The following is a 21,464-nucleotide window of genomic DNA, read 5'->3' on the forward strand; positions in this document are numbered from 1 at the left end:
AAGGCGCCGGCCTATCTCAGCGCCACGTTAGCACTCGCCTTTGGTGAGTGCTAACTCATATCCGGCGGCCTCGCCGGATGGAGGAACAGTTCTCACCGTTCTCACTCGAGGAAGACAACATGGCAAAGTCCAAGTTCCGCCCGCTTCATGACCGCGTGGTCGTTCGCCGGGTCGAATCCGAATCCAAGACCGCCGGCGGGATCATCATCCCGGACACGGCTAAGGAGAAGCCGCAGGAAGGCGAGATCATCGCCGTCGGCTCCGGCGCCCGCGACGAGAGCGGCAAGCTGGTGCCCCTGGACGTCAAGGCCGGCGACCGCATCCTGTTCGGCAAGTGGTCGGGCACTGAAGTCAAGCTCAATGGCGAAGACCTTCTGATCATGAAGGAATCCGACATCATGGGCATCATCGGCTGAATTTCGGCCTCTCCATCAACTGAGTTTTCGGGCTCTTCCCGAGCCCCTGTCAGGAGCTAACCATGGCTGCAAAAGACGTAAAATTCTCCCGCGACGCCCGTGAGCGCATGCTGCGCGGTGTCAACATCCTCGCCGACGCGGTGAAGGTGACCCTCGGACCGAAGGGCCGCAACGTCGTCATCGACAAGTCGTTCGGCGCCCCGCGCATCACCAAGGACGGCGTCACCGTCGCCAAGGAGATCGAGCTTGAGGACAAGTTCGAGAACATGGGCGCCCAGATGGTCCGCGAAGTCGCTTCGAAGACCAACGACATCGCCGGCGACGGCACGACCACCGCTACCGTTCTCGCCCAGGCGATCGTGCAGGAGGGCAACAAGGCCGTTGCCGCTGGCATGAACCCGATGGACCTCAAGCGCGGCATCGACCTCGCCGTCGGTGAAGTCGTCGCCGCTCTTGGCAAGGCCGCCAAGAAGATCAAGACCTCCGAGGAAGTCGCCCAGGTCGGCACGATCTCGGCCAATGGCGACGAGTCGGTCGGCAAGATGATCGCGGAAGCGATGCAGAAGGTCGGCAACGAAGGCGTCATCACCGTCGAGGAAGCCAAGACCGCCGAGACCGAGCTGGAAGTCGTCGAAGGCATGCAGTTCGACCGCGGCTATCTCTCGCCCTACTTCGTCACCAACGCCGACAAGATGGTCGCCGATCTGGAAGACGCCTACATCCTGCTGCACGAGAAGAAGCTCTCCAACCTGCAGGCAATGCTGCCGGTCCTGGAAGCTGTCGTTCAGACCTCGAAGCCCCTGCTCATCATCTCGGAAGACGTCGAAGGCGAGGCCCTGGCCACGCTGGTCGTCAACAAGCTGCGCGGTGGCCTGAAGATCGCCGCCGTCAAGGCTCCGGGCTTCGGTGACCGCCGCAAGGCCATGCTGGAAGACATCGCCATCCTGACCGGTGGCCAGGTCATCTCGGAAGACCTCGGCATCAAGCTCGAGAATGTCGGCCTCAACATGCTCGGCCGCGCCAAGAAGGTGTCGATCTCCAAGGAGAACACCACCATCGTCGACGGCGCCGGCAAGAAGGCAGAGATCCAGGGCCGCGTCGCCCAGATCAAGCAGCAGATCGAGGAGACCACCTCGGACTACGACAAGGAGAAGCTGCAGGAACGTCTGGCGAAGCTCGCCGGCGGCGTTGCCGTGATCCGCGTCGGCGGTGCGACCGAAGTGGAAGTGAAGGAAAAGAAGGACCGCGTTGACGACGCGCTCAACGCGACCCGCGCGGCCGTGGAAGAAGGCATCGTCGCCGGCGGCGGCGTGGCCCTGCTGCGCGCCTCGGCCAACGTCAAGGCCACCGGCGTTAACTCCGACCAGGCCGCCGGCATCAACATAGTGCGCCGCGCGCTGCAGGCTCCGGCCCGTCAGATCGCGTCGAACGCCGGTGCGGAAGCTTCGATCGTTGCTGGCAAGATCCTCGAGAACAAGGGCGCGACCTTCGGCTTCAACGCCCAGACCGGCGACTATGGCGACATGATCGCCATGGGCATCGTCGACCCGGTCAAGGTCGTGCGCACGGCTCTCCAGGACGCGGCCTCGGTCGCCGGCCTGCTCGTCACCACCGAAGCCATGATCGCCGAAGCACCGAAGAAGGAAGCTGCCGGCGGTATGCCGGGCGGCATGCCCGGCGGCGGCATGGGTGGCATGGGCGGCATGGACTTCTAAGAAGTCCATAAAGCACGCCCATCAACCAACATTGCTCAAGCCCGCAAGCGGGCTTGAGTGGCGGCATGGACTTCTAAGAAGTCCATAAAGCACGCCCATCAACCAACATTGCTCAAGCCCGCAAGCGGGCTTGAGTGGCGGCATGGACTTCTAAGAAGTCCATAAAGCACGCCCATCAGCCAACATTGCTCAAGCCCGCAAGCGGGCTTGAGTGGCGGCATGGACTTCTAATCCAGGCTGCTTGGCTAATTCATACGGAAAGGGCGGCAGAGATGCCGCCCTTTTTCGTTGCTCAAACGTCAACGCTGCGCCTCAGGCTGCTTCAGCGACAAGGCCATCGAGCAAAGCGCGGCCCTGCGGCCAGTCGCCCAATCCGCTTTGCGCGTTGATATGGCCGGCCGGCCCGATGATGGCGATGCCGCTGCCCCACCGCGCCGCCCTCGCCTCGGCATAGTCGCGCGATCCGTAGGGATCGTCGGTGCTAGCGACCACCAGCGAAGCAAAGCGCAATCTGTCCTGGGGTATCCTGGCGAAGGCCATGCCGTAGACCGGGAACAGAGCCGCCATCGGGTCCGGAACCGCGACTAGCATGGCCGCGCGGACCGGACGCCGCGAAATTGTCTGCCAATGCGCGACCAGCAGGCACGACAGGCTGTGCGCCACCAGAACGGGCGGCTCGGGCGCTTCGATCACGGCTGCCTCCAGAGCCGCCAGCCAGTCGGTGAAATCAGGCAGGTCCCAGCTTGATGGCTGGAAACGCCGCATCGCCGGATCGGTGTCTTGCCAGCGCGATTGCCAATGCGTGGGCCCCGAGCCGCCGCTACCCGGCAGGATGATGAAATGCGTCATGTCGCCTTGCTCCTAAAGATCAACAGGAGCATGGTGGCGTCTTGCCGCAGGAGCAGGAATAGGAAATCATCGGAAAAAATGACTTCGAATCCGATGGATTCAAAGTGAAGATGAATAACCCGATGAGCCAGTTATGTTCGACCCCACCGACATTGCCATTGTCGAAGCCTTGCAGGAGAACGGCCGCATCGGCATGTCCGAGCTTGGCCGCCGCGTCGGCCTCTCGCAGCCGGCGACTTCGGAGCGGGTGAAACGCCTGGAGGAGCGCGGCGTCATTGCAGGCTACACCGCCGTGATTGACCCGGCCGCGCTCGGCCTGGGCATGATGGCCATCATCCGGGTGCGCACCACGCATGAGCATATCCGCCCCTGCCTCAAGCAGTTCGCCGAGATGCCACAGATCACCGAAGTGCACCGGCTTACCGGCGAGGACTGCTTCATCCTCAAAGTGGTCGTCCCCTCGCCGGCGCAACTTGAAAGCATCGTCGACGCCGTGGCGCGCCACGGCTCCGTCACGACGGCGCTGGTGCTGCGCAGCGAGACACCGAAGCCGATCGGCCGCGATCTGATCCGGCAATCGGCCCGCTAGCGCGTTTCACCGTTCAAAGGAAAGGCGAAACGCTCTGCCGGCGGGCCTTCATCGGCCGCGCGCGACCGAGTTGACCGCTCAAATGGTCAATGCGGCTCCGCAGTGGCCTGACCAGCAAGCACCGCCTGCTCGACCAGCGCGGCGACCTCGTCGGCAACGGCCTGGACCGGCGTGCGGTCGTTGGTGGCGCGGGCGATCACCATAAGGCCTTCCAGCGAAGATTCGACCAGCAACGCCAGCGCTGCGCACGCCGCTCCGGCAAAATCGTCGAGGCGACGGGGCATGTGAAAGGATAGGCCTGGCGCGGATAGCCGCGCTCAGGCCCAGCCCGGAACCTGCCCGCTAGGATCTCGGTTCCGGGCAAAGTGTCACGAGACCACCCTGTTGAGCTTCACGAGGGTCTTCGGACTGCGCTGGATGGTCTGGAAGATCACGCAGTAGCGATCGGTGAGCTCCATGAGTTGGGTCAGCCGGCTTTGCTCGACATCCGACTCGATGTCGAAGCGCAGGCGGATTTCCTTGAAGCCGACCGGCACCCCCTCGGTGACGCCGAGCGTGCCGCGAAGATCGACATCGCCCTCGGCGGAGATTTCCGCCGACTTGATCGGAATCTTGAGCACGGCCGCGGCCGCGCGCATCGAGACGCCGGCGCAGGCGATCAGCGCCTCCAGCAGCATGTCGCCGGAGCAAAGCTCCTGGCCGCTGCCGCCGGCCTTCGGATGAATGCCGGCCAGCGCAAGCCCGCGCCCGGTTTCGACCTTGCAGGTCACCTTTGAGTCGTCGGCGCTGCCCTTCGCCTTCAAGGTAAGAAGCGCGGCCCGCGCATCCTTGCGATAAAGATCCTTGATCGGCTCCTGCGTGGCGCGAAACGTCGCGATATCCATTGCTGTTCTCCTGTCGTGAATTGCGGTTGCTTGAAGTCGTCGACCATCGTCCGGACCTATTCCGGGACCGCGATCCCGGAGCCGCCGAGCTCGGCGGGAAAGTCCTTCAGCTTCGGCAGCCCGTCCTTCATCGGCAGGACCGTCTCGGCGTAATTGACATGGACCCCCGGCGCGAATTCCACCGTCGGTATGGTGGCCGCATAGACGTCGACCAGTCCGAGCGGCGGATGGTCCGTCATCAAATGGCCGCCGCATTTCGTGCAGAACTGGCGGTCGCTCATCTCGGACTTCTTGAAACCTGAGAGAAACTCCGCCCCCTTGGTGACCTTGACGTTCTGAGGCTTCCACAGCGTGAAGGCGTTCACGGGAGACGCCGACCAGGAACGGCAGGAACTGCAATGGCAATAGCCCATTGCCTCCGCGTTTCCGTGGACTTCAATTTCCACGGCGCCGCAAAAACACCCGCCCTTATGTACCGTCTTATGTACCGTCATGACTTTAGTCCTTTTCTTTCGTTGCGTTCGATTGCGCAGAGCGTGCAACAGAAGACAGCTCCTGACGCCGGTTGGGGTTTAAAGCTTCCCACCTGGGACGGAATGATGGGGCGTCCGCGTTAGTTGACAGCGCGTCCGGAACTCGAATGGAAGTCGCGCAGCTGGCTTAGCGGGACATGGGTGAAATGGCCGGAGACGCTCTGTCTGACCTTTTGAAAACGGTGCGCCTCACCGGTGCGACGTTTTTCGACATCGAGGCCCAGGATCCGTGGGCGGTCTGCTCGCCGGCACCCGCCTCGATATTGCCGAGGATACTGCCGGGCGCGGACCACCTGATTTCCTATCACGTGCTCACGGCGGGCCGCTGCTTTGCCCGCATTATCGGCCAGGAGGCGATCCCGGTGGAGGCCGGCGAGGTCGTGGTCTTCACCCACAGCGACCCGCATATCATGTCGAGCACGCCCGATTTGAGGGCCGACCCGCCGACGGCGGACGTGCTGCAGATCGCGGCCGCAAGCCAAACGCCTTTCCCGATCAACTACGTCAAGGACGGATCGCTGTCGGCGAGGCTGGTCTGCGGCTATCTCGCCTGCCATGCCCTGCCCTTCAATCCACTGCTGGAGGCGCTGCCGCCCGTCATCAAGGCCGGCGACGTCAAAGGCGATGGCGGCTGGCTCGGCCAGTTCATCAGATTGGCGGTCTCGGAAGTGGCCGAGAAGCGGGCCGGCAGCGAAACGGTGCTTACCAAGCTCAGCGAACTGATGTTCGTTGACGTGTTGCGCCGCTATGTGGAATCGCTGCCGCCGCAGCAGACCGGCTGGCTGGCGGGCCTGCGCGATCCGCAGCTGTCGAAGGCGCTGGCGCTGATCCACGACCGGCCGGCCCACAATTGGACGGTGGAGGCGCTGGCCAAGGAGTCCGCTTTCTCGCGCACGGTGCTTGCGGAGCGCTTCACCAAAATCGTCGGCATGCCACCGATGCATTATCTCGCCAAATGGCGCATGCAGATCGCCTCGGAGCTGCTCAGCACCGGCAACAGCAACGTCGCCAGCATCGCGGCGGAGATAGGCTACGAATCCGAAGCGGCGTTCAGCCGGGCCTTCAAGAAGATGATCGGCGTACCGCCCTCGGCCTGGCGCCTGGGCGTTAGAGTTGCGGCGGGCTCCGGAAGCGACGAGGCTTCCGAAACGGCGAATGAATCAGGGAGCTAGCGATCCGCCACAGCCAGCTTGGCGCCAAGCATGACGAAGGCAGCGGCGAAGCTGCGGCGCATCCAGGTCAACACCTTCGGCCGCGACACGATGTGGCTGCGCACCGAGGCCGCGAAGACGCCATAGACGGCGAAGACGACGAAGGTCATCAGCATGAAGACGCCGGAGAGCTCCAGCATTCTGGGCAGCGCATGCGGCTCGGTGGTGCTGACGAATTGCGGCAGGAAGGCGAAGAAGAAGATCGACAGTTTCGGGTTCAGCACGTTGACCAGGATGCCAGCGGTGATCGTCCTGGCGGTCGAGCGCGGCGCGGCGTCCTCATCGATGCTGAGGCCGCCTTTTTCCTTCAACGTGTTCCAGGCCATGTAGAGCAGGTAGGCGACGCCGAGATATTTCAGCGTCTCGAAGGCGACGGCGCTGGTGTGCAGCACAGCGGCGAGGCCAGTGATGGCGGCCGCCATATGCGGGATGATGCCCAACGTGCAGGCGAATGCGGCTACGACCGAGGCCCGCGCGCCGCGCGAGAGGCCGGCGCTCAGCGTGTAGAGGACGCCTGTGCCGGGCGAGGCCACGATGATCAGCGACGTCAACAGGAATTCGATGCTCATGGATTTCCTCCGCGGCCCTGCCCGGCCGGAAGGTACCGGGAGGTGTGGACTTCGGCAAGCGGGTGGAGACTAGCTCACCGACAACCCATGCGCCGTCCTTGCCATCAGGCAGTCGTCGCCGCCGGGCATGCAGGCGCGGCAGACATCCGGGCGGAGATCATAGATGCCGCAAGCCGTGTGCTTACCCACCTCCCCGGTGAGCGCAGAGCACCGCGCACCCTCGCAGCGCATTCCGGACTGGTCGGCGGCTACCAGTTCGAGCGGGATGCGGTCCAGTTGCTCATCCTCCTCGGTCGAGAAGCGCGGCCAGTCGGCCGAATAGGAGCAGCAGGCTCCGCAGCTCTGGCAGTCGAAGGCGACGCCTTGCGAAAGCGATACGGTGATGGCGGGGTCGAGCGGCAAGGCGATCCTCATGCGTGCCTTGTCTTGGCGCAGGATTGCGGCGTTCGTCCATACTTCCACGCAATTTTTCCCGACAGCATGATTTTTTCGTTTTGCCGGGAACCCTTTCGCCGGCTGCCGGTTTATCCCTGCTGTCAGCAATTCGAGAGCGATCGAGAAAGGTTGACGGCAAAGACGCCTCCCGCGTGTAAAAAGCGCGAGAGGCGTTTTTCATCAGGCCTACATGATCACGCTCAACAGCGGCAGGATCTCATAGCGGAAGCCGCGGCCCGAACGCGCCACCGGGTCGGCGTCGGTCACGGCCCTCGCCTCCGCCTCGCTGCCGGCACGCAGGATCAGCAGCCCCCATGGGCCGGCCGGATCGGCGACCGGGCCTGCCATGATCATGATGCCTTCGCGGAGCTTCTCGCGCAGATAGTCGGCATGCCGGCCCATCAGCGCCCTTTCCTCCTCCGTCATAGTGAGGGCGAAATCCGGCCGCGGCGGGATCAACCGGCAATGGAAGATCGTTGACGCCGTGGCTTCACGCGATGCTTCACTGCTGGCCATCGCCGCCTCCCCGAAAGTCTATTGCCGCCGGCCGCCCACGAGGCGTATCCGCTGCGCAACCTCCACGAACGTTACACCTTCTTCCGGAATAGCTCTATTCGTCCGGGCCGGGCTCCGGCCAGGGCTCCTTGGCAGCTTCCGCGTACCAGTGCCGCATCGCGGGCATCGCCAGCACCGCGTCGACATAGGCGCGGGTGACGGGCGCCAGCTCGCCGCCATAAGTGTCGAAGCGCGTGACCACCGGCGCATACATGGCATCGGCCGCAGTGAAATGACCGAACAGGAACGGGCCGCCCTGGCCATATTGCTCGCGGCACTGGCGCCAGATCGCCTCGATCCTCGCCCGCTGTGCCTCGCCCTCGGCATCGAGCGGCTTGTGCGATGTCGGCCGACGCAGGTTCATCGGCCAGCCGTAACGAACCTCGCGGAAGCCGGAGTGCATCTCGGTGGCAACCGAGCGCGCCAGCGCACGAGCGCCGAGGTCCTCCGGCCAGAGCCTTTTCTCAGGGTAGAGGTCAGCAAGATATTCAAGGATGGCAAGCGTTTCCCAGACGATGCTGCCATTGTGATTCAACACCGGCACAAGGCCGGTCGGCGACACCTTGGCGAGGTTGGCGGCTGTCTGCGGCGTGCGTAGCCGCACGAAGCCCTCCTCGAAAGGTATTTCCAGGTGCCGCATGGCCACCCAGGGCCTGAGCGACCAGGACGAAAAGCATTTGTTGCCGATATAGAGGGTGAACTCTGCCAAGAACTGTCTCCTGATGATGTCAATTCGCTTCGGCCGTCGTGATCGCCGGCGGCCTCACGCCGGCGCGGGCCTGGATCGCAGCGACTGCCGTCTGTATGTCGGGATTAACCTCGAGCGCCCTGCGGCCGGCATCGATCGTGAGATCGACCTGGTCGACAGGCAGCCTGAGCCTGGTCGGAATCTCGTTCAGCTTCGCCTGCGTCGCCGGATCGAGATCGGCAAAGGAAAGGTGCTGGACCACAAGGCGGACACCACGGCAGTTCCACCCGGCCGACGAACCGCGATAGGCCGAAACGGTCGAGGCCGGGAGCCCGCAGCGATAGCGCACCAGCTCGCCCTTCCATTGCGAGACCGCAAGTTTCAGCGCATCGAACTCGTCGCGCACCGAGGCGGCGAGCGTGGTGCTGGTCACGGCGTCGAGGAGCTCGGCGGCCTTTGGCCCGTGCAGCGACTTCGCCCAGTTCACATCGCTGTCGCTCCCGGCGTCGGCGACGATGAAGATCAGCGTCGTCAGGCGGACCGCGGCCGACGGCGACAGCGGCCCGTAAGGTGTGCCGGCGGCGGAGCGCTCAAGCGTGAAGCCGGTGACACCGATATTGTCCGTCAGCCCACCGTCGAGCAGCTTCACATAGTCGAGCGGATCGTCGTTCTGATAGGAATCGAGCGCGCTGGCATAGGCCTTGAGCCGCAGCGAGGCGTTGCGGTCGGCAAGCGCCTCGCTCAGCCATTGCGGCCTGTGGTAACCGCAATGGGGGCTGGTCGCCGAGACCACGATCGGTGCGAAGACAATCGGCACGGCGGCAGATGCCGCGACAGCGTCGGCAATCCGCACTTGGTCGAGGTCACTGCACAGCGCCGCGAAGGTGTCGTGGGTGAAGAGGAACGGCGTGCGGTTGTATATGTCGGAGGCGTTGATCCAGACGATCGGACCTTTCGGCCGGTGCAAGGCCTTGAAGGCCGCGCCGTCGAACAGATGGTCGTTCAGCCATCTGGCGAAACCGCTGCGGTCGTTGACGCCGCCATAATAGGCGCGGATGAAGTTGACCGGCGACAACGATGTCCTGAGATCGGCTTCGGCGTTCTGGGTCAGGAAGCGCTCACGAAAGTCCTGGTAGCCGTCCCTGCCCTTGTAGCCGAAATACGCGGCGGTGACCGCGCCGCCCGAGGCGCCCGAAACCATCCTGATGTCGTCGACCAGCGTGCGCTGTTTCGGGCGTTGATCGATGACGACGTCGTCCAGCGCCCGCAACACGCCGTAGGAGAAAGCGGCGGCCCGCGTGCCGTCGCCGGAAAACGCAAGTCCCACGACGGTCGAGCCATCATCGGCCGGGTCGGGGATATAAGTGGGTGATGGGCGACCTGCTTTCCGGGTGAGCGTGTTGATCGGTCCGACGTCGTCGGCGATGCAGCCAGCCAGGGCCATCAGGACAGCGACAAAAGCCACACGAAGACGCAAACCCGGTTCCCCCAGGGCTGCCCTCGCCGGCAGCCGCGGCGAGCCTAACCGGATTGCGTTGCCCGATGCAACCGCACCCCTCAAGCATCAGGATGACAGGCACCATGGAGGCCGCCGCGGGGCGGCCTTTTCATGCCTGGAATTGCTTGGCGAAAGCGTTGGTGAAGACGATCTCGCCATGGTCGCCAGCCGCCTCGCCCAGCACCACATCCATGTTGTCGGCCGTGATGCGCGCGAGTGCGAAGCCGCCCATATAGGCCGCCTTCGGCTTGACGAGATCGAGGCCGTCGCGCTGGTAGATCATCGGCACTTCGTGCTGATGGCCGTGGAAGATCGCGATGACATTGTAGCCGCTGATCGCCGCCAGCAGAGCCTGGCGGTCGGCCTCGCCCCACCAGTGCGGGCGGCCTGAACCATCGTCGTCATAGGTGCGTTTCACCGGATCCCAGCGCTCGGTCGAGAAGGTGTCCCAACCATAATGCTGGAAGATGACCACTGGACGGCCATCGCCGGCATAAGTGGCGAGGTCCTGCTTCAGCCAGGGCAGGCTGCTCGGCGCGCCATGTCCGGTGTCGCCGGCGAAGCGGTGCGTCTGGATGAGATGCAGGCCGCCCCAGTCCCAGGAATAGCAGTCAGTGTCGACGTCGTATTCGGTTGCCGGCACAGGCGGCTTGAAGAACACGCCGGGGCGATGGTTGACCTCGACATAATCTCGCAATTCGCGGCGATACCAATCTACATGCGGCGGCGAGCCGTTCTGGTCGAGATCGTGATTGCCGAGCCCGACATAGACCGGGATGTGGACGCGATCCGGCCCGATGCCTTCCTGGTAGCGCTGGGAGAACTGCAGAAGCTGCGTGCCTTCGCTGGGCTCGGTGACCTGGCCGCCGCCATCATCAGTGATGTCGCCGCCGGTGACGAGGCCGAGCGGCGTGCCGATGCGGGTGCCGGCCGAATGCAGGCCGGTGGAGACGCCGTCGATCTCGGCCGGCCACTTCTTGTCGGCAACGGCGTTCAGGGCCGCGACATTGCGAAGAAGTGCTGCATCGGTCTTGCCTTCCTGCAGGCAATTGGGGCTGAGGCCGCTTGCCATGCGGCAGGCATGGATATCGGCGACGAAGAGGAAGGTGGCGTCGATCGGCTGGATGCGCTTTCCGGTCTGGCCGAAGGCCACGCGAGGAAGGGCGCAGGCGGCAGCGAAGAGTCCCGTCCGGGTGATGAGCAGACGGCGCGAGATGGTTGCTGGCGAGGGACGTTTCATCGTTACCCGATTAAACATTCTCGACCCGCCTCGTCCAGTTCAATGCCCAGCCGGGGAGACTATCCATGCCAAGGCATGAAAGCTCCTGGGTCGACAGAACAACGGCGGTCTGTCATTGCTCTGCTACATGCACCCAGGGGAGGAAGGCATGAAGAGCCTTACAACCGGCATGGTGCTCGCCATGCTCGCCTTCGCCGGCGGCGCGCAGGCCGCAGACTGCGTCGACGCCAAATCCGCAAAAGCCGGCTTCGTGCTCGAAAAACCCGGCATTAGCAGCGAGTTCCGGCCGGCGCCCGGCGGCATGGTCGCGGTCGCCAACAAATATCAATCGGATTTGCCGCAGACGCAGTATCTCTATGCCGGGCTGATCGAGGTGTTCCGCGACAGCGATACCGGGCGGCTGTCGATGATCCCGCTCGGCGACCTGAAGAAGCTGTTCCCGCTGAAGGCGGGCGCCAAGAGCAAGACCGAATTCGTGCGGCTGTCTTCGAAAAAGGCGCCGCAGGGCACCGAGACGCTGGCGCTCAACGTCAAAGGCAAGGACACCTACAGGCTCGGCGACTGCAAGTATAATGTGCTCGTGGTCGGCGAAACGATCACCGGCAGCACGGGCAACGTCATCGATACCTTCACCGCGCTCTATTCACCGGACCTGCAGGCGGTGCTGGCGCGGCGGTATGATGAGGGGACGAGCGCGCAGAGCGAGGTGGGGTTCGAGAGGATCGAGCCGCTGAAGGAATAGTGGCAGTCGTTCTTGAATTTTCGAGCGAAGGCGATCCCCCCTTTTGTCCTGCCGGCGTCTATCGCAACAGGATTCTGCGGCAGTCACTCGGCTGACAGGACGCCGGCTATTGGCTTGGCGACAAAGGCCGGGTCTTCCCAATGCGGGTTGTGGCCGCAGTCCCGCGCCCAGACCAGACGCGATCCGGCAATTGCCTGGACCAGCGCCCGCTGGTGCGCTTCGCCGAAAAGCGGATCGCGCCCGCCGGCGATGATCAGCGTCGGGACCCGCACGGCCGCGCCGCGGTGGTCAGATCGGTGCGGCGGATCTCTTCGAGAATGGCGCGCCAGCGCGCCGCCGGAATCGCGGAGGCGTCCTGCGCGAGACCGGCGAGAAATGCCTGCGGCACGCCCGGCTGGCAGGCATGCCACCAGTCATAGAACGGATCGGACGGCGAGATCGGGTCGCGCAGGGCCGCCACGCCGTCGATCAGTTGGTGATGCGATCCGAAATCGGGCTTCAGCGTGCTGGCCAGGATGACCAGCCCTCCGATCACGTTCAGATATTGTGCGGCCAGCGCGATCGACACCATGCCGCCAAGCGAGTGTCCGACGACAACCGATCGGTCCAGCCGCAAGCGCCGGATCAGCCCGGCAATGTCGTCAGCGAAATCGGCGACGCTGCACCCCTCGCCCGCATTTGAGGCACCGTGGCCACGCAGAGCCGGCATGATCAGCCGGCGCCCGGAAAGATGCGGGGCCAGCAGCGCAGGCGGCGTTCGCCGTTCTGGAGCGCGAAGGCATCGCTGGCGCGACGCTGGAAAAGGTCGCGGCCCAGGCCGGCGCCTCGAAGGGCATCGTGCTGCACTATTTCCGCAACAAGCAGGAGCTGTTCGAGCACGCCATGCGCGAGGCCAACGCCGTGCTCTGTCACGCCGTCGTCGCCAGACTGCAGCGGGCGCGGTCTCCGATGGAACGGCTGGACGCCGTGATCGAGGGCAATTTCGAGGAGCACCTGTTCCTGCCGCCACTCTGCCATGCCTGGCTGTCGCTCTGCGCCGAGGTGCCGCGCGACGAGAAGCTGGCACGCATCCAGAAGGTGATCCACGCGCGGATGCGCTCGAACCTGTTGTCCGGTCCGCGCGGTCTCGCTTCGCCGCAACTGGCCGAGGAGATCGTGCTCGGCGTCACCGCCTTGATCGACGGGCTGTGGCTCAGGCTCGGCCTGCAGCCGGGCAGCGTCACGCGCGAACAGGCGGTGCGCCAGGTCAAGGACTTCGTCGCGGGGCGACTGGCGCTACGACAGCCAGCGCCCGTTGGCCTGGCCTCGGCTGGATAAAGTTCAGACCGAGCGACAGGCCGCCGGGTGGATGTCGGCTATATGGCGGGGCGAGGTTGACGGCTCAATGGGTGGTCCCAGTCCTTGAACCCAAGCCTTCCCACCTCGTCGAGGATCTGCTCGCGAATCCAGCGATGCGGCGGCTCATCATCGCGACGGGCGTGCCAGTACATTCTGACTGCCGCCGACGGTATCGGGATCGGCGTCCGATAGATGCCGATCGGCAGGGATTTTGCCGCCGCCACCGCGAACTGCGTCGGGACGGCGGCCAGATAAGGTCCGCCGGCCACGGCCAGCGCCACCGCCTGGAAGTGCGGCAAAGCGAGCGTGACGCGGCGCGCTCGGCCGATCCTGCCCAGCGCATCGTCGGTGAAGCCCGACATCGAGCCATCAATGGAGCGCAGCGCGTGCGGCAGCGCGCAAAAAAAGTCGAGCGGCACCTCCTCGCCCTCCGCGATGCCCGCCTGGCAGAGCGCGGCATTGTCCTTCGCGGCGATGATGGCGAAGGGCGAGCCGAACAGCGCCACGCTCGAGACCCATTCCGCCACCTCCAGCGGGCGCTCCAGTGCAAGGTCAATCCGATCCTCCTGCAGCAGCTTCGACACGTCGCCAATGGCGCTGTCGAGGAAGCGGAACGATACGCCGGGGGCCACCGCCGCGATGCGGGCGGCAAAGGGCGGCATCAGGAGCATGGAGAAGAAATCGGCACCCATAAGCGTGAAGGTCCGTTCCAGCCTCGCCGGATCGAAATCGGTTGCCGGCTGAAAGGCGCGCTCGATCTCGCGCAATGCCGCGCGCACCGGCTCAGCCAGGCTCTCGGCGCGCGGCGTCGGCACCATGTCGTTGCCGCGGCGCACGAAGAGCTGGTCGTTGAGCGCGTGGCGCAGGCGGTTGAGCGCCGCGCTGACAGCCGGCTGGCTAAGGCCGATCTGCTCGCCGGCGCGCGTCACGCTCTTCTCGCGCAGAAGCGCGTCGAGCACCCTCACCAGATTAAGGTCGAGCGCATTCAAATTCATCGCATCGATCCGCCCCATACGATCATTCGATTTCCGTCGGCCGCCCATCCCAGGTTAGGTCGCTGTCGAAGCCGTTTCGCCGGCGCGCAACAGAGAAAGAGCAATCATGACAATGATCAACACCAGCATCGCAGGCAAGGAACTCCTTTGGTTCAACAACACGCTTGTCGCCATCCAGGTCTGTTCGGCCGACGGCGAGGATGGGATCTGCGTTATCGAACACCGCCAGCCCTATGGCGATTCCGCGCCGCTGCACGTGCACCGCAACGAGGACGAGGTGTTTCATATCCTTGAAGGGCGGATACGCTTCGTCATCAACGGCCGTGAGCGGATCGCCGGCGCCGGCGAGACGGTGCTCGCGCCGAAAGGCCTGCCGCACACCTACAGGGTCGAGTCTCCGGAAGGGGCGCATACGCTCACAGTGACGCGCGGTCCGGATTTCGAGACGATGGTGCGCAAGGCAAGCCGCCCCGCTGAACGGCCCGACCTGCCGCCGGCGGCGACGCCGACGCCGCAGAAGATCGATATGCTGACCAGGCTGTGCGCCGAGAACGGCATCGACATTGTCGGGCCGCCGCTGGGGTGAGCCTTCCCTTCAACCGATTTGCATCTTGCTCGCCCGCAATCTCCGCTTGATGCCGTTTGTGCAACGCGATACGCCCTTGCCCAAATCGACAGGCCGGAGAGTTCCCGTGAGCGCTGAAAAGACCAGAACCGAAACCGATACGTTCGGCCCCATCGAGGTGGCGGCCGGCCGCTATTGGGGCGCGCAGGCGCAGCGCTCTCTGGGCAATTTCAAGATCGGCTGGGAGAAGCAGCCGGCCTCGATCGTGCGCGCGCTCGGCATCGTCAAGCGCGCCGCGGCCGAGGTAAACATGGAGATGAAGCGGCTCGATCCGGCGATCGGCAAGGCGATCCTGGAGGCCGCACAGGAAGTGATCGACGGCAAGCTCGACGAGCATTTCCCGCTGGTGGTGTGGCAGACCGGCTCGGGCACGCAGTCCAACATGAACGCCAACGAGGTGATCTCGAACCGGGCGATCGAGATGCTCGGCGGCGTCATGGGCTCGAAGAAGCCGGTGCACCCCAACGATCACGTCAACATGAGCCAGTCGTCCAACGACACCTATCCGACTGCCATGCACATCGCCTGCGCCGAGCGGGTCGTGCACCACCTGATCCCTGCCCTGCACCATCTGCACAAGGCGCTCGACGCCAAGGCGCGCGCCTTCAACCACATCATCAAGATCGGCCGCACGCACACGCAGGACGCCACGCCGCTGACCCTTGGCCAGGAATTTTCCGGCTATGCAGCGCAGGTCGCCTCCTCGATCAAGCGCATCGAGCAGACACTGCCCGGCCTGCAGGAACTGGCGCAAGGCGGCACCGCCGTCGGCACCGGCCTCAACGCGCCGGTCGGCTTCGCGGAAAAGGTGGCAGACCGCATCGCCGCCATCACCGGCATCGCCTTCGTGACCGCGCCGAACAAGTTCGAGGCGCTCGCGGCGCATGATTCCATGGTGTTCTCGCATGGCGCGATCAACGCGGCGGCCGCGGCTCTCTTCAAGATCGCCAACGACATCCGCCTGCTCGGCTCCGGCCCGCGCTCGGGCCTCGGCGAGCTGTCGCTGCCGGAAAACGAGCCGGGCTCGTCGATCATGCCAGGCAAGGTCAACCCGACCCAGTGCGAGGCGTTGACGCAGGTCTGCGTGCAGGTGTTCGGCAACAATGCGGCGCTCACCTTCGCCGGCAGCCAGGGCCATTTCGAGCTCAATGTCTACAACCCACTGATGGCCTACAACTTCCTGCAGTCGGTGCAGCTGCTCGCCGACGCCTCCGTCTCCTTTACCGACAATTGCGTTGTCGGCATCGAGGCTCGCGAGGACAATATCAAGGCCGCGCTGGAGCGCTCGCTGATGCTGGTGACGGCGCTTGCCCCCACCATCGGCTACGACAACGCCGCCAAGATCGCCAAGACCGCGCACAAGAACGGCACGACCTTGCGTGAGGAGGCCCTGGCGACGGGGCTGGTCAGCGAGGCTGACTATGATCGGCTGGTGCGCCCCGAGGACATGACGCATCCGGGGTAGTTTTCGCGACGCGGAGCGAGGCTGTTACAGGCTGCTGCGGCCTCGCGATGTCATTCCAGGGCGAAGTATCCCCGACCGCTTGCGGCTGCTTTGAGGTCACGGCATGGATCCTATGGGTCTGCGCGCGTCGCTTCGCTCCTTGCTCCGCTCGTGGATGAGGACGTGACGAGCGTCCCGGCAATCTCCGAAGCCAGCGCTCGCCAACTTCGGACCGAAGGTTCCGTTTTGCGGCAGCAGAATTTACCGGGATAGCCTAATCTCGCGACATGATTTTCGCACGCGGGCGCCAATTCCAAAAAACATATATCCTGTGAACAATGTGTCGCCGCATAGGTGGCTTTTTGTGAACAGTCTACATCGTTTATCTGACGGGTCATTCAACCCGTTCGGAGAACCGCCATGTCCATCAACTCTTCCGTCGCCGGCAACGGCACCGCATCCAACAGCTCCACCACGATCCTGCTCGGTCGCATACTGCTTTCCGTCATCTTCCTGCTTTCCGGCTTCGGCAAGCTCACCGCCATTTCTGGCACCGCCGGCTATTTCGGCGCTCTCGGCCTGCCGGTGCCGACCGTAACCGCCGTCCTGGTCGGCCTGATCGAACTGCTCGGCGGCCTTGCCGTCCTCATCGGCTTCCAGACCCGCATCGTCGCCTGGGTGCTCGCCATCTTCACGATCGCCACCGGGCTGGTCGCTCACACCGGCTGGGCCGACCAGATGCAGATGATCCAGTTTCTCAAGAACCTCGCCATCACCGGCGGCTTCCTCCTGCTCGCCTCGTCCGGCGCCGGCGCCTATTCGATCGACGCCAAGCGCGGCTGATCCTTCTTTCCTCCCAAGCCAAACTCGAAAGCGGCGCGGAATTTTCCGCGCCGCTTTTTCGTTGCAGGCGTAGACTGCGCCGCAGCCGGCGTCATGCACCGGCAAGGGAGGTGGCCAATGTCTCGCAATGCGTTGCTTCTGGTCTCGCGGCTGCTGCTCGCCGCGCTCTTCGTGCCGTCGGGGTTCCAGGCGCTCACCAACATCTCCGGCACAATCAATTATTTCGCCGGGCTCGGCCTGCCGTTGCCGACTTTAGCGGCCTGGGGCACCGGCTTGTTCGAACTGATTGCAGGGCTCTTGATCCTCGTCGGTTTCCAGACCCGGATCGTAGCGCTTCTGCTTGCCGCCTTCTGCATCGTCGCGGGCTTCACCGGCCATTACGGCCAGGGCGGCGACGATGCCACGCTCGCCTTCCTGCACCAGCAGATGCTGATGAAGGACATCGCCATTGCCGGCGGCTTCCTGGCGCTCGCCATGGCCGGCGCCGGCGCATGGTCTGCTGACGGACGCGACTTTGGATCAGCGCCGAGGTGACCTGAGCCAGCCCTATTTCACCGAAACGTCCTATTTTACCGATACACTTGGCCCGCCCTCGACCGCCAGCACCAGGCGGCGGTTGGTGATGCGCGCCAGCTGCGCCAGCCGTCCAGCGGGGCGCTCGCCGTAGAGATCGGAGAGCGAGGCCGGCAGCACCAGCGCCAGCGCGCCGTTGCCGCGGCTTTCCCATTTCAGCCTCGGCATGACGCCCGGCATCGCGGCGGTGAGCAGATAGACCACGCGCATCATCGCCGCCAGCACGCGGGCGCGTTCCAGAAGGCGCGGTGGCGCCAGCGCCTTGATCTCGGGCGCGATGCCGTCGTTGAAGATGCCGTCATGGCGGTAGGCGTTGGCCAGGGCCAGATAGGCGCGGCCGGGATGGTCGACGCCGATGAAGGAGGCATGCGCGATGATGTTGAGCGACTGCCTGCCGCGATATTCTGGATGCGCGCGCCAGCCGATATCGGCGAGCAGGCAGGCGGCATGGCGGTAGCGCGTTTCGTCTTCCGTCTCGTCGATGCCGAAGGCCTTGAATGCCTTGCCGGTCCATTCGACAAGGTCATGCGCGTGGTGCACCGAGCGCGAGCGCAACAGCGCCAGTTCCTCGGCCGCCGAGATCAGCGGGTCAGCCTTCTGCTCCTCGGGGTCGAGCAGCGAATAGAGAAAACCCTCGCGCACGCCTTGCGCCGAGACGATGATCTTCGAGGGCTGCATCGCCGCCATGATCTCCTGCAGCACGACGGCGCCGTAGGGCAGCAGCGAGCGGCGGTTCTTGGAGACGCCTTCGATGCCCTCACCTTCTCGACCTCGCCCTTGGCCACCTGCCTGAGGAAGGTCTGCGCGCTGTCGGCCGAAATCTCGTAGTGATGCATGATGCCGAGCGGGTAGTTGGTCATCTCCATATGCAGCCTGGCAAGGTTTCGCCAGGTGCCGCCGACGGCATAAAAGACCCTGCCTTGCCCGCCCTTGAGCAGCTTTGCCCGCGCCAGTTCCTGACGCGCGATCTTCTGCGCCTGCACCAGCGAGTTCTTGGCCATATCCTGCAGGCGCAGGCCGCCGAGCGGTAGCGTGATGCCGTCGCCGATCGCGTCTCGGTTGATGTCGATCAGCTCGAGGCTGCCGCCGCCGAGGTCACCGGCGATGCCGTTGGCCGGATGGAAACCGGAAATGACGCCAAGCGCCGAATAATAGGCTTCCTGGCGGCCGGTGAGCACGCGGATCTCGGTCTTCAGCACATCCTCGGCGCGGTGGATGAAATCGGGACCGTTGATGGCCTCGCGCGCGGCGGCGGTGGCCAGCACATACATGTGCTCGGCGCCCGCCTGATCCGACAGCGCGCGGAAGCGGCGGAACTCCTCCATCGAGCGCGTCACGGCCTCGGGATCGAGCTTGCCCGTCGAAACGATGCCGCGGCCGAGGCCGGCCAGCATCTTTTCGTTGAACAGCAGCGAGGGCGAGCGCGCCAGCCCTTCATAGACGACAAGGCGGATCGAGTTCGACCCTATGTCGATGATCGACAGTGGCCGCCGGTCCTGAAGCCGGCCCTGGGAAACTGCAATCACGCGGCGCTGTTCTTCTTGCGGCGTTTGAACTGGGCGATGCGCTTGGGCGCATGCGATTTCAGCGCGTCACCCCGTCCGGAGAGGCTCGGATTGGTCATGAAATATTCCTGCGCGTTGAACGGCTCCTCGCCCTCCTCCAGCGCAACGCGCCGGGAGGTGCCGTCAGCCAATACTTCGAAACTTTGCTGGTTGTCCATGATGTTGCCCAGCATGATCTGGCCAAGCACCTGTTCATGCACAGTTGGATTGGTGATCGGCACCAGGGTCTCGACGCGGCGGTCGAGATTGCGCGGCATCATGTCGGCGGACGAGATGTAGACGATCGCCTCGTCCGACGGCAGGCCGTAGCCATTGCCGAAGCAGAAGATGCGGCTGTGCTCGAGGAAGCGGCCGACAATCGATTTCACCCTGATGTTTTCCGAAAGGCCCGGTACCTGCGGCCTCAGGCAGCAGATGCCGCGCACGACGAGGTCGATCTCGACCCCGGCCCGGCTGGCGTCGTAGAGCGCGTCGATGACGATCGGGTCGACCAGCGCGTTCATCTTCATCCATATGCGCGCCGGCCGTCCTTCGCGTGCGTGGACGACCTCCTCGGCGATGTGCTTCAGGATGCGGTTGCGCAGCGTGAAGGGCGACACAGCAAGGCGCATCTCCTCGGCCGGTTCGGCATAGCCGGTGATGAAGTTGAAAATCTGCGCGACATCGCGCGCGATCGTCGGGTCGGTCGTGAAGAAGGACAGGTCGGTGTAGATGCGGGCGGTGACCGGGTGGTAGTTGCCGGTGCCGAGATGGACATAATTGCGTAGCCGGCCGTCCTCGCGGCGTACGATGAGCGACATCTTCGCGTGGGTCTTCAACTCCAGGAAGCCGAACACGACCTGGACACCGGCGCGCTCAAGGTCGCGCGCCCAGCGGATATTGGCCTCCTCGTCGAAGCGCGCCTTGAGCTCGACCAGCGCGGTCACCGACTTGCCGGCCTCGGCGGCGTCGATCAGCGCGCGCACGATCGGGCTGTCGTTCGAAGTGCGGTAGAGCGTCTGCTTGATCGCCACCACCTCCGGGTCGGCGGCGGCCTGGCGCAGGAACTGCACCACCACGTCGAAGGATTCGTAAGGGTGGTGGACGATGATGTCCTTCTCGCGGATGGCGGCAAGGCAGTCGCCGCCATGCTCGCGGATGCGCTCGGGGAAGCGCGGATTGTAGGGGGTGAACTTCAGGTCGTCGCGCGGAATGGCGACGATCTCGGAAATCTGATTGAGCGCCAGCGGACCGGTGAGCACGCTGATGCGGCTCGCCGAGACGCCGAGCTCGCCGGCGACGAAGTCGCGCAATTCGGCCGGCATCAGCGTGTCGAATTCGATACGGATCACCGAACCGCGGCGCCGCCGCTTCAGCGCCGTCTCGAACAGGCGCACGAGGTCTTCCGACTCTTCCTCCACCTCGATATCGCTGTCGCGGATGATGCGGAACGTGCCCGAGCCCTTGACCTCATAGCCGGGGAACAGCTTGCCGATATAGAGGCCGACCGCCTCCTCCAGCGGGATGAAGCGCACATGGCGCTTGCGGTCCGGCAGGCGGATGAAACGCCTGAGCGCCACCGGCAGGCGCAAGAGCGCGCTCATCTCCTCGCCGTTCTTGCGATGGCGCAATTGCAAGGCGATGGAAAAGCCGAGATTGGGGATGAAGGGAAACGGATGCGCCGGGTCGATCGACAGCGGCGTCAGCACCGGGAAGACCTGTTCCTGGAAATGCTCCTCCAGCCAGGTCTTCTCATCCTTGGTCAGCGCGTCGCGGGTGATGCTTTCGATGCCTTCCTTGTTGAGCAGGGCCATCAGCGCCGAGAGGCTCTTCTGCTGGTCCTCCTGCAGGCGCTCGACCTCGCGCAGCAGCTGCTCGAGCTGCTGCTCGGGCGTGCGGCCGTCCGGGCTCTTCAGCGCGATCCCTTCGCGCACCTGACCGGCAAGGCCGGCAACGCGGACCATGAAGAACTCGTCGAGATTGGCGGCCGAGATTGACAGAAAGCGTACGCGCTCGAGCAGCGGATGATGCTCGTTGAGCGATTCTTCCAGCACGCGGCGATTGAACTGCAGCCAGGAGAATTCGCGGTTGACGAAACGGTCGGGATTGCCGCCGTCGGGGCTCGCCGCCTCGACGGTGATGAACTCGCTCTGCACCGGCTTCAGTTCGTTCATGTTT

At 64.4% G+C, this 21,464-nt stretch carries 23 protein-coding genes and 2 pseudogenes; 10 read left to right on the top strand and 15 right to left on the bottom strand.

Features of this window, described 5'->3' with window-relative positions:
• Window positions 1-119 precede the first annotated feature (119 nt).
• Together groES and groL are read left to right on the top strand one after the other, a co-directional pair.
• Window positions 120-416 (top strand): co-chaperone GroES, encoded by a 297-nt coding sequence (gene groES / locus EJ072_RS34235; RefSeq protein WP_010915433.1) that lies wholly within the window; start codon window positions 120-122, stop codon window positions 414-416.
• Between the two features lie 62 nt (window positions 417-478).
• Window positions 479-2,131: a chaperonin GroEL gene (groL, locus tag EJ072_RS34240; protein WP_126061351.1), complete on the top strand. Its 1,653-nt coding sequence runs from the start codon at window positions 479-481 to the stop codon at window positions 2,129-2,131.
• 312 nt (window positions 2,132-2,443) lie between these two features.
• Here groL and EJ072_RS34245 read toward each other — a convergent pair whose 3' ends face one another.
• Window positions 2,444-2,980 carry an alpha/beta hydrolase gene (locus tag EJ072_RS34245; RefSeq protein WP_126083197.1) on the bottom strand — a complete coding sequence of 179 codons (537 nt, stop codon included), beginning with the start codon at window positions 2,978-2,980 and terminating at the stop codon, window positions 2,444-2,446.
• A 133-nt stretch (window positions 2,981-3,113) separates the two neighbouring features.
• Between EJ072_RS34245 and EJ072_RS34250 the strand changes: the two genes are divergently transcribed.
• Complete coding sequence (locus tag EJ072_RS34250; RefSeq protein ID WP_126083198.1) at window positions 3,114-3,569, top strand: Lrp/AsnC family transcriptional regulator; 456 nt, start codon at window positions 3,114-3,116, stop codon at window positions 3,567-3,569.
• A gap of 86 nt (window positions 3,570-3,655) precedes the next feature.
• Here the strand turns inward: EJ072_RS34250 and EJ072_RS34255 are convergent, their stop codons facing one another.
• The 3 genes from EJ072_RS34255 to EJ072_RS34265 all read right to left on the bottom strand — a co-directional run bounded on the left by EJ072_RS34255 (window position 3,656) and on the right by EJ072_RS34265 (window position 4,947).
• Window positions 3,656-3,853, bottom strand: a complete 198-nt coding sequence (locus EJ072_RS34255) for a hypothetical protein (RefSeq protein ID WP_245467104.1) — start codon at window positions 3,851-3,853, stop codon at window positions 3,656-3,658.
• Window positions 3,854-3,937: 84 nt separating this feature from the next.
• Window positions 3,938-4,453 (bottom strand): OsmC family protein, encoded by a 516-nt coding sequence (locus EJ072_RS34260; protein ID WP_126083199.1) that lies wholly within the window; start codon window positions 4,451-4,453, stop codon window positions 3,938-3,940.
• Between the two features lie 56 nt (window positions 4,454-4,509).
• Window positions 4,510-4,947: a GFA family protein gene (locus tag EJ072_RS34265; protein WP_126083200.1), complete on the bottom strand. Its 438-nt coding sequence runs from the start codon at window positions 4,945-4,947 to the stop codon at window positions 4,510-4,512.
• Window positions 4,948-5,132: 185 nt separating this feature from the next.
• On the opposite strand from EJ072_RS34265, the gene EJ072_RS34270 reads away from it, so the two are divergent.
• Window positions 5,133-6,158, top strand: a complete 1,026-nt coding sequence (locus tag EJ072_RS34270; RefSeq protein ID WP_189343164.1) for an AraC family transcriptional regulator — start codon at window positions 5,133-5,135, stop codon at window positions 6,156-6,158.
• Here EJ072_RS34270 and EJ072_RS34275 read toward each other — a convergent pair.
• From EJ072_RS34275 to EJ072_RS34300, 6 genes are all read right to left on the bottom strand, one after another.
• A complete protein-coding gene (locus EJ072_RS34275; protein WP_126083202.1) occupies window positions 6,155-6,766 on the bottom strand; it encodes a LysE family translocator in 612 nt (203 codons plus the stop codon). The genes EJ072_RS34270 and EJ072_RS34275 overlap by 4 nt on opposite strands.
• Window positions 6,767-6,835: 69 nt before the next feature.
• Window positions 6,836-7,180: a YkgJ family cysteine cluster protein gene (locus EJ072_RS34280; RefSeq protein WP_126083842.1), complete on the bottom strand. Its 345-nt coding sequence runs from the start codon at window positions 7,178-7,180 to the stop codon at window positions 6,836-6,838.
• A gap of 207 nt (window positions 7,181-7,387) precedes the next feature.
• Window positions 7,388-7,717 (bottom strand): YciI family protein, encoded by a 330-nt coding sequence (locus tag EJ072_RS34285; protein WP_126083203.1) that lies wholly within the window; start codon window positions 7,715-7,717, stop codon window positions 7,388-7,390.
• A 94-nt stretch (window positions 7,718-7,811) separates the two neighbouring features.
• Window positions 7,812-8,465 carry a glutathione S-transferase family protein gene (locus EJ072_RS34290; protein ID WP_126083204.1) on the bottom strand — a complete coding sequence of 218 codons (654 nt, stop codon included), beginning with the start codon at window positions 8,463-8,465 and terminating at the stop codon, window positions 7,812-7,814.
• Window positions 8,466-8,484: 19 nt separating this feature from the next.
• Window positions 8,485-9,888: a patatin-like phospholipase family protein gene (locus tag EJ072_RS34295; protein WP_126083843.1), complete on the bottom strand. Its 1,404-nt coding sequence runs from the start codon at window positions 9,886-9,888 to the stop codon at window positions 8,485-8,487.
• A 163-nt stretch (window positions 9,889-10,051) separates the two neighbouring features.
• The gene (locus EJ072_RS34300) at window positions 10,052-11,200 is read right to left on the bottom strand and encodes a metallophosphoesterase (protein ID WP_126083205.1); all 1,149 of its coding nucleotides are present in this window, start codon (window positions 11,198-11,200) and stop codon (window positions 10,052-10,054) included.
• A 130-nt stretch (window positions 11,201-11,330) separates the two neighbouring features.
• On the opposite strand from EJ072_RS34300, the gene EJ072_RS34305 reads away from it, so the two are divergent.
• Window positions 11,331-11,924, top strand: coding sequence for a hypothetical protein (locus EJ072_RS34305; protein WP_126083206.1), 594 nt, complete (start codon window positions 11,331-11,333; stop codon window positions 11,922-11,924).
• A gap of 83 nt (window positions 11,925-12,007) precedes the next feature.
• Here EJ072_RS34305 and EJ072_RS37205 read toward each other — a convergent pair whose 3' ends face one another.
• Both EJ072_RS37205 and EJ072_RS34310 read right to left on the bottom strand, forming a co-directional pair.
• Window positions 12,008-12,196: an alpha/beta fold hydrolase gene (locus tag EJ072_RS37205; protein WP_245467105.1), complete on the bottom strand. Its 189-nt coding sequence runs from the start codon at window positions 12,194-12,196 to the stop codon at window positions 12,008-12,010.
• On the bottom strand, window positions 12,178-12,633 hold the full coding sequence (locus tag EJ072_RS34310; RefSeq protein WP_245467106.1) for an alpha/beta hydrolase: 456 nt from the start codon (window positions 12,631-12,633) through the stop codon (window positions 12,178-12,180). The genes EJ072_RS37205 and EJ072_RS34310 overlap by 19 nt, the downstream gene beginning before the upstream one ends.
• 38 nt (window positions 12,634-12,671) lie before the next feature.
• On the opposite strand from EJ072_RS34310, the pseudogene betI reads away from it, so the two are divergent.
• Window positions 12,672-13,241 (top strand): annotated as a pseudogene (betI, locus tag EJ072_RS34315) (transcriptional regulator BetI); the annotation flags it as partial.
• Window positions 13,242-13,279: 38 nt separating this feature from the next.
• Here betI and EJ072_RS34320 read toward each other — a convergent pair.
• On the bottom strand, window positions 13,280-14,257 hold the full coding sequence (locus EJ072_RS34320; RefSeq protein WP_126083208.1) for a LysR family transcriptional regulator: 978 nt from the start codon (window positions 14,255-14,257) through the stop codon (window positions 13,280-13,282).
• 106 nt (window positions 14,258-14,363) lie between these two features.
• On the opposite strand from EJ072_RS34320, the gene EJ072_RS34325 reads away from it, so the two are divergent.
• The 4 genes from EJ072_RS34325 (at window position 14,364) to EJ072_RS34340 (ending at window position 17,703) form a co-directional block, all read left to right on the top strand.
• A complete protein-coding gene (locus EJ072_RS34325) occupies window positions 14,364-14,843 on the top strand; it encodes a cupin domain-containing protein (protein ID WP_126083209.1) in 480 nt (159 codons plus the stop codon).
• Window positions 14,844-14,949: 106 nt separating this feature from the next.
• Window positions 14,950-16,347, top strand: coding sequence for a class II fumarate hydratase (fumC, locus tag EJ072_RS34330; protein ID WP_126083210.1), 1,398 nt, complete (start codon window positions 14,950-14,952; stop codon window positions 16,345-16,347).
• Between the two features lie 399 nt (window positions 16,348-16,746).
• Window positions 16,747-17,169, top strand: a complete 423-nt coding sequence (locus tag EJ072_RS34335) for a DoxX family protein (protein WP_126083211.1) — start codon at window positions 16,747-16,749, stop codon at window positions 17,167-17,169.
• A gap of 117 nt (window positions 17,170-17,286) precedes the next feature.
• The gene (locus tag EJ072_RS34340) at window positions 17,287-17,703 is read left to right on the top strand and encodes a DoxX family protein (protein WP_126083212.1); all 417 of its coding nucleotides are present in this window, start codon (window positions 17,287-17,289) and stop codon (window positions 17,701-17,703) included.
• Between the two features lie 30 nt (window positions 17,704-17,733).
• Here EJ072_RS34340 and ppx read toward each other — a convergent pair.
• Window positions 17,734-19,268 (bottom strand): annotated as a pseudogene (ppx, locus tag EJ072_RS34345) (exopolyphosphatase).
• Window positions 19,265-21,460, bottom strand: a complete 2,196-nt coding sequence (locus tag EJ072_RS34350; protein WP_126083213.1) for an RNA degradosome polyphosphate kinase — start codon at window positions 21,458-21,460, stop codon at window positions 19,265-19,267. The pseudogene ppx and the gene EJ072_RS34350 overlap by 4 nt, the downstream one beginning before the upstream one ends.
• Between the last annotated feature and the right edge of the window lie 4 nt (window positions 21,461-21,464).

The sequence above is a fragment of the Mesorhizobium sp. M2A.F.Ca.ET.046.03.2.1 genome (assembly GCF_003952425.1).
Classification (GTDB): Bacteria; Pseudomonadota; Alphaproteobacteria; order Rhizobiales; family Rhizobiaceae; genus Mesorhizobium.

Bases quoted from the DNA above. Each gene is read 5' to 3' on its own strand.
- groES (WP_010915433.1), top strand. From the start codon at position 120: ATGGCAAAGTCCAAGTTCCGCCCGCTTCATGACCGCGTGGTCGTTCGC.
- groL (WP_126061351.1), top strand. From the start codon at position 479: ATGGCTGCAAAAGACGTAAAATTCTCCCGCGACGCCCGTGAGCGCATG.
- EJ072_RS34245 (WP_126083197.1), bottom strand. From the start codon at position 2,980: ATGACGCATTTCATCATCCTGCCGGGTAGCGGCGGCTCGGGGCCCACG.
- EJ072_RS34250 (WP_126083198.1), top strand. From the start codon at position 3,114: ATGTTCGACCCCACCGACATTGCCATTGTCGAAGCCTTGCAGGAGAAC.
- EJ072_RS34255 (WP_245467104.1), bottom strand. From the start codon at position 3,853: ATGCCCCGTCGCCTCGACGATTTTGCCGGAGCGGCGTGCGCAGCGCTG.
- EJ072_RS34260 (WP_126083199.1), bottom strand. From the start codon at position 4,453: ATGGATATCGCGACGTTTCGCGCCACGCAGGAGCCGATCAAGGATCTT.
- EJ072_RS34265 (WP_126083200.1), bottom strand. From the start codon at position 4,947: ATGACGGTACATAAGACGGTACATAAGGGCGGGTGTTTTTGCGGCGCC.
- EJ072_RS34270 (WP_189343164.1), top strand. From the start codon at position 5,133: ATGGCCGGAGACGCTCTGTCTGACCTTTTGAAAACGGTGCGCCTCACC.
- EJ072_RS34275 (WP_126083202.1), bottom strand. From the start codon at position 6,766: ATGAGCATCGAATTCCTGTTGACGTCGCTGATCATCGTGGCCTCGCCC.
- EJ072_RS34280 (WP_126083842.1), bottom strand. From the start codon at position 7,180: ATGAGGATCGCCTTGCCGCTCGACCCCGCCATCACCGTATCGCTTTCG.
- EJ072_RS34285 (WP_126083203.1), bottom strand. From the start codon at position 7,717: ATGGCCAGCAGTGAAGCATCGCGTGAAGCCACGGCGTCAACGATCTTC.
- EJ072_RS34295 (WP_126083843.1), bottom strand. From the start codon at position 9,888: ATGGCCCTGGCTGGCTGCATCGCCGACGACGTCGGACCGATCAACACG.
- EJ072_RS34300 (WP_126083205.1), bottom strand. From the start codon at position 11,200: ATGTTTAATCGGGTAACGATGAAACGTCCCTCGCCAGCAACCATCTCG.
- EJ072_RS34305 (WP_126083206.1), top strand. From the start codon at position 11,331: ATGAAGAGCCTTACAACCGGCATGGTGCTCGCCATGCTCGCCTTCGCC.
- EJ072_RS34310 (WP_245467106.1), bottom strand. From the start codon at position 12,633: ATGCCGGCTCTGCGTGGCCACGGTGCCTCAAATGCGGGCGAGGGGTGC.
- EJ072_RS34320 (WP_126083208.1), bottom strand. From the start codon at position 14,257: ATGAATTTGAATGCGCTCGACCTTAATCTGGTGAGGGTGCTCGACGCG.
- EJ072_RS34325 (WP_126083209.1), top strand. From the start codon at position 14,364: ATGACAATGATCAACACCAGCATCGCAGGCAAGGAACTCCTTTGGTTC.
- EJ072_RS34335 (WP_126083211.1), top strand. From the start codon at position 16,747: ATGTCCATCAACTCTTCCGTCGCCGGCAACGGCACCGCATCCAACAGC.
- EJ072_RS34340 (WP_126083212.1), top strand. From the start codon at position 17,287: ATGTCTCGCAATGCGTTGCTTCTGGTCTCGCGGCTGCTGCTCGCCGCG.
- EJ072_RS34350 (WP_126083213.1), bottom strand. From the start codon at position 21,460: ATGAACGAACTGAAGCCGGTGCAGAGCGAGTTCATCACCGTCGAGGCG.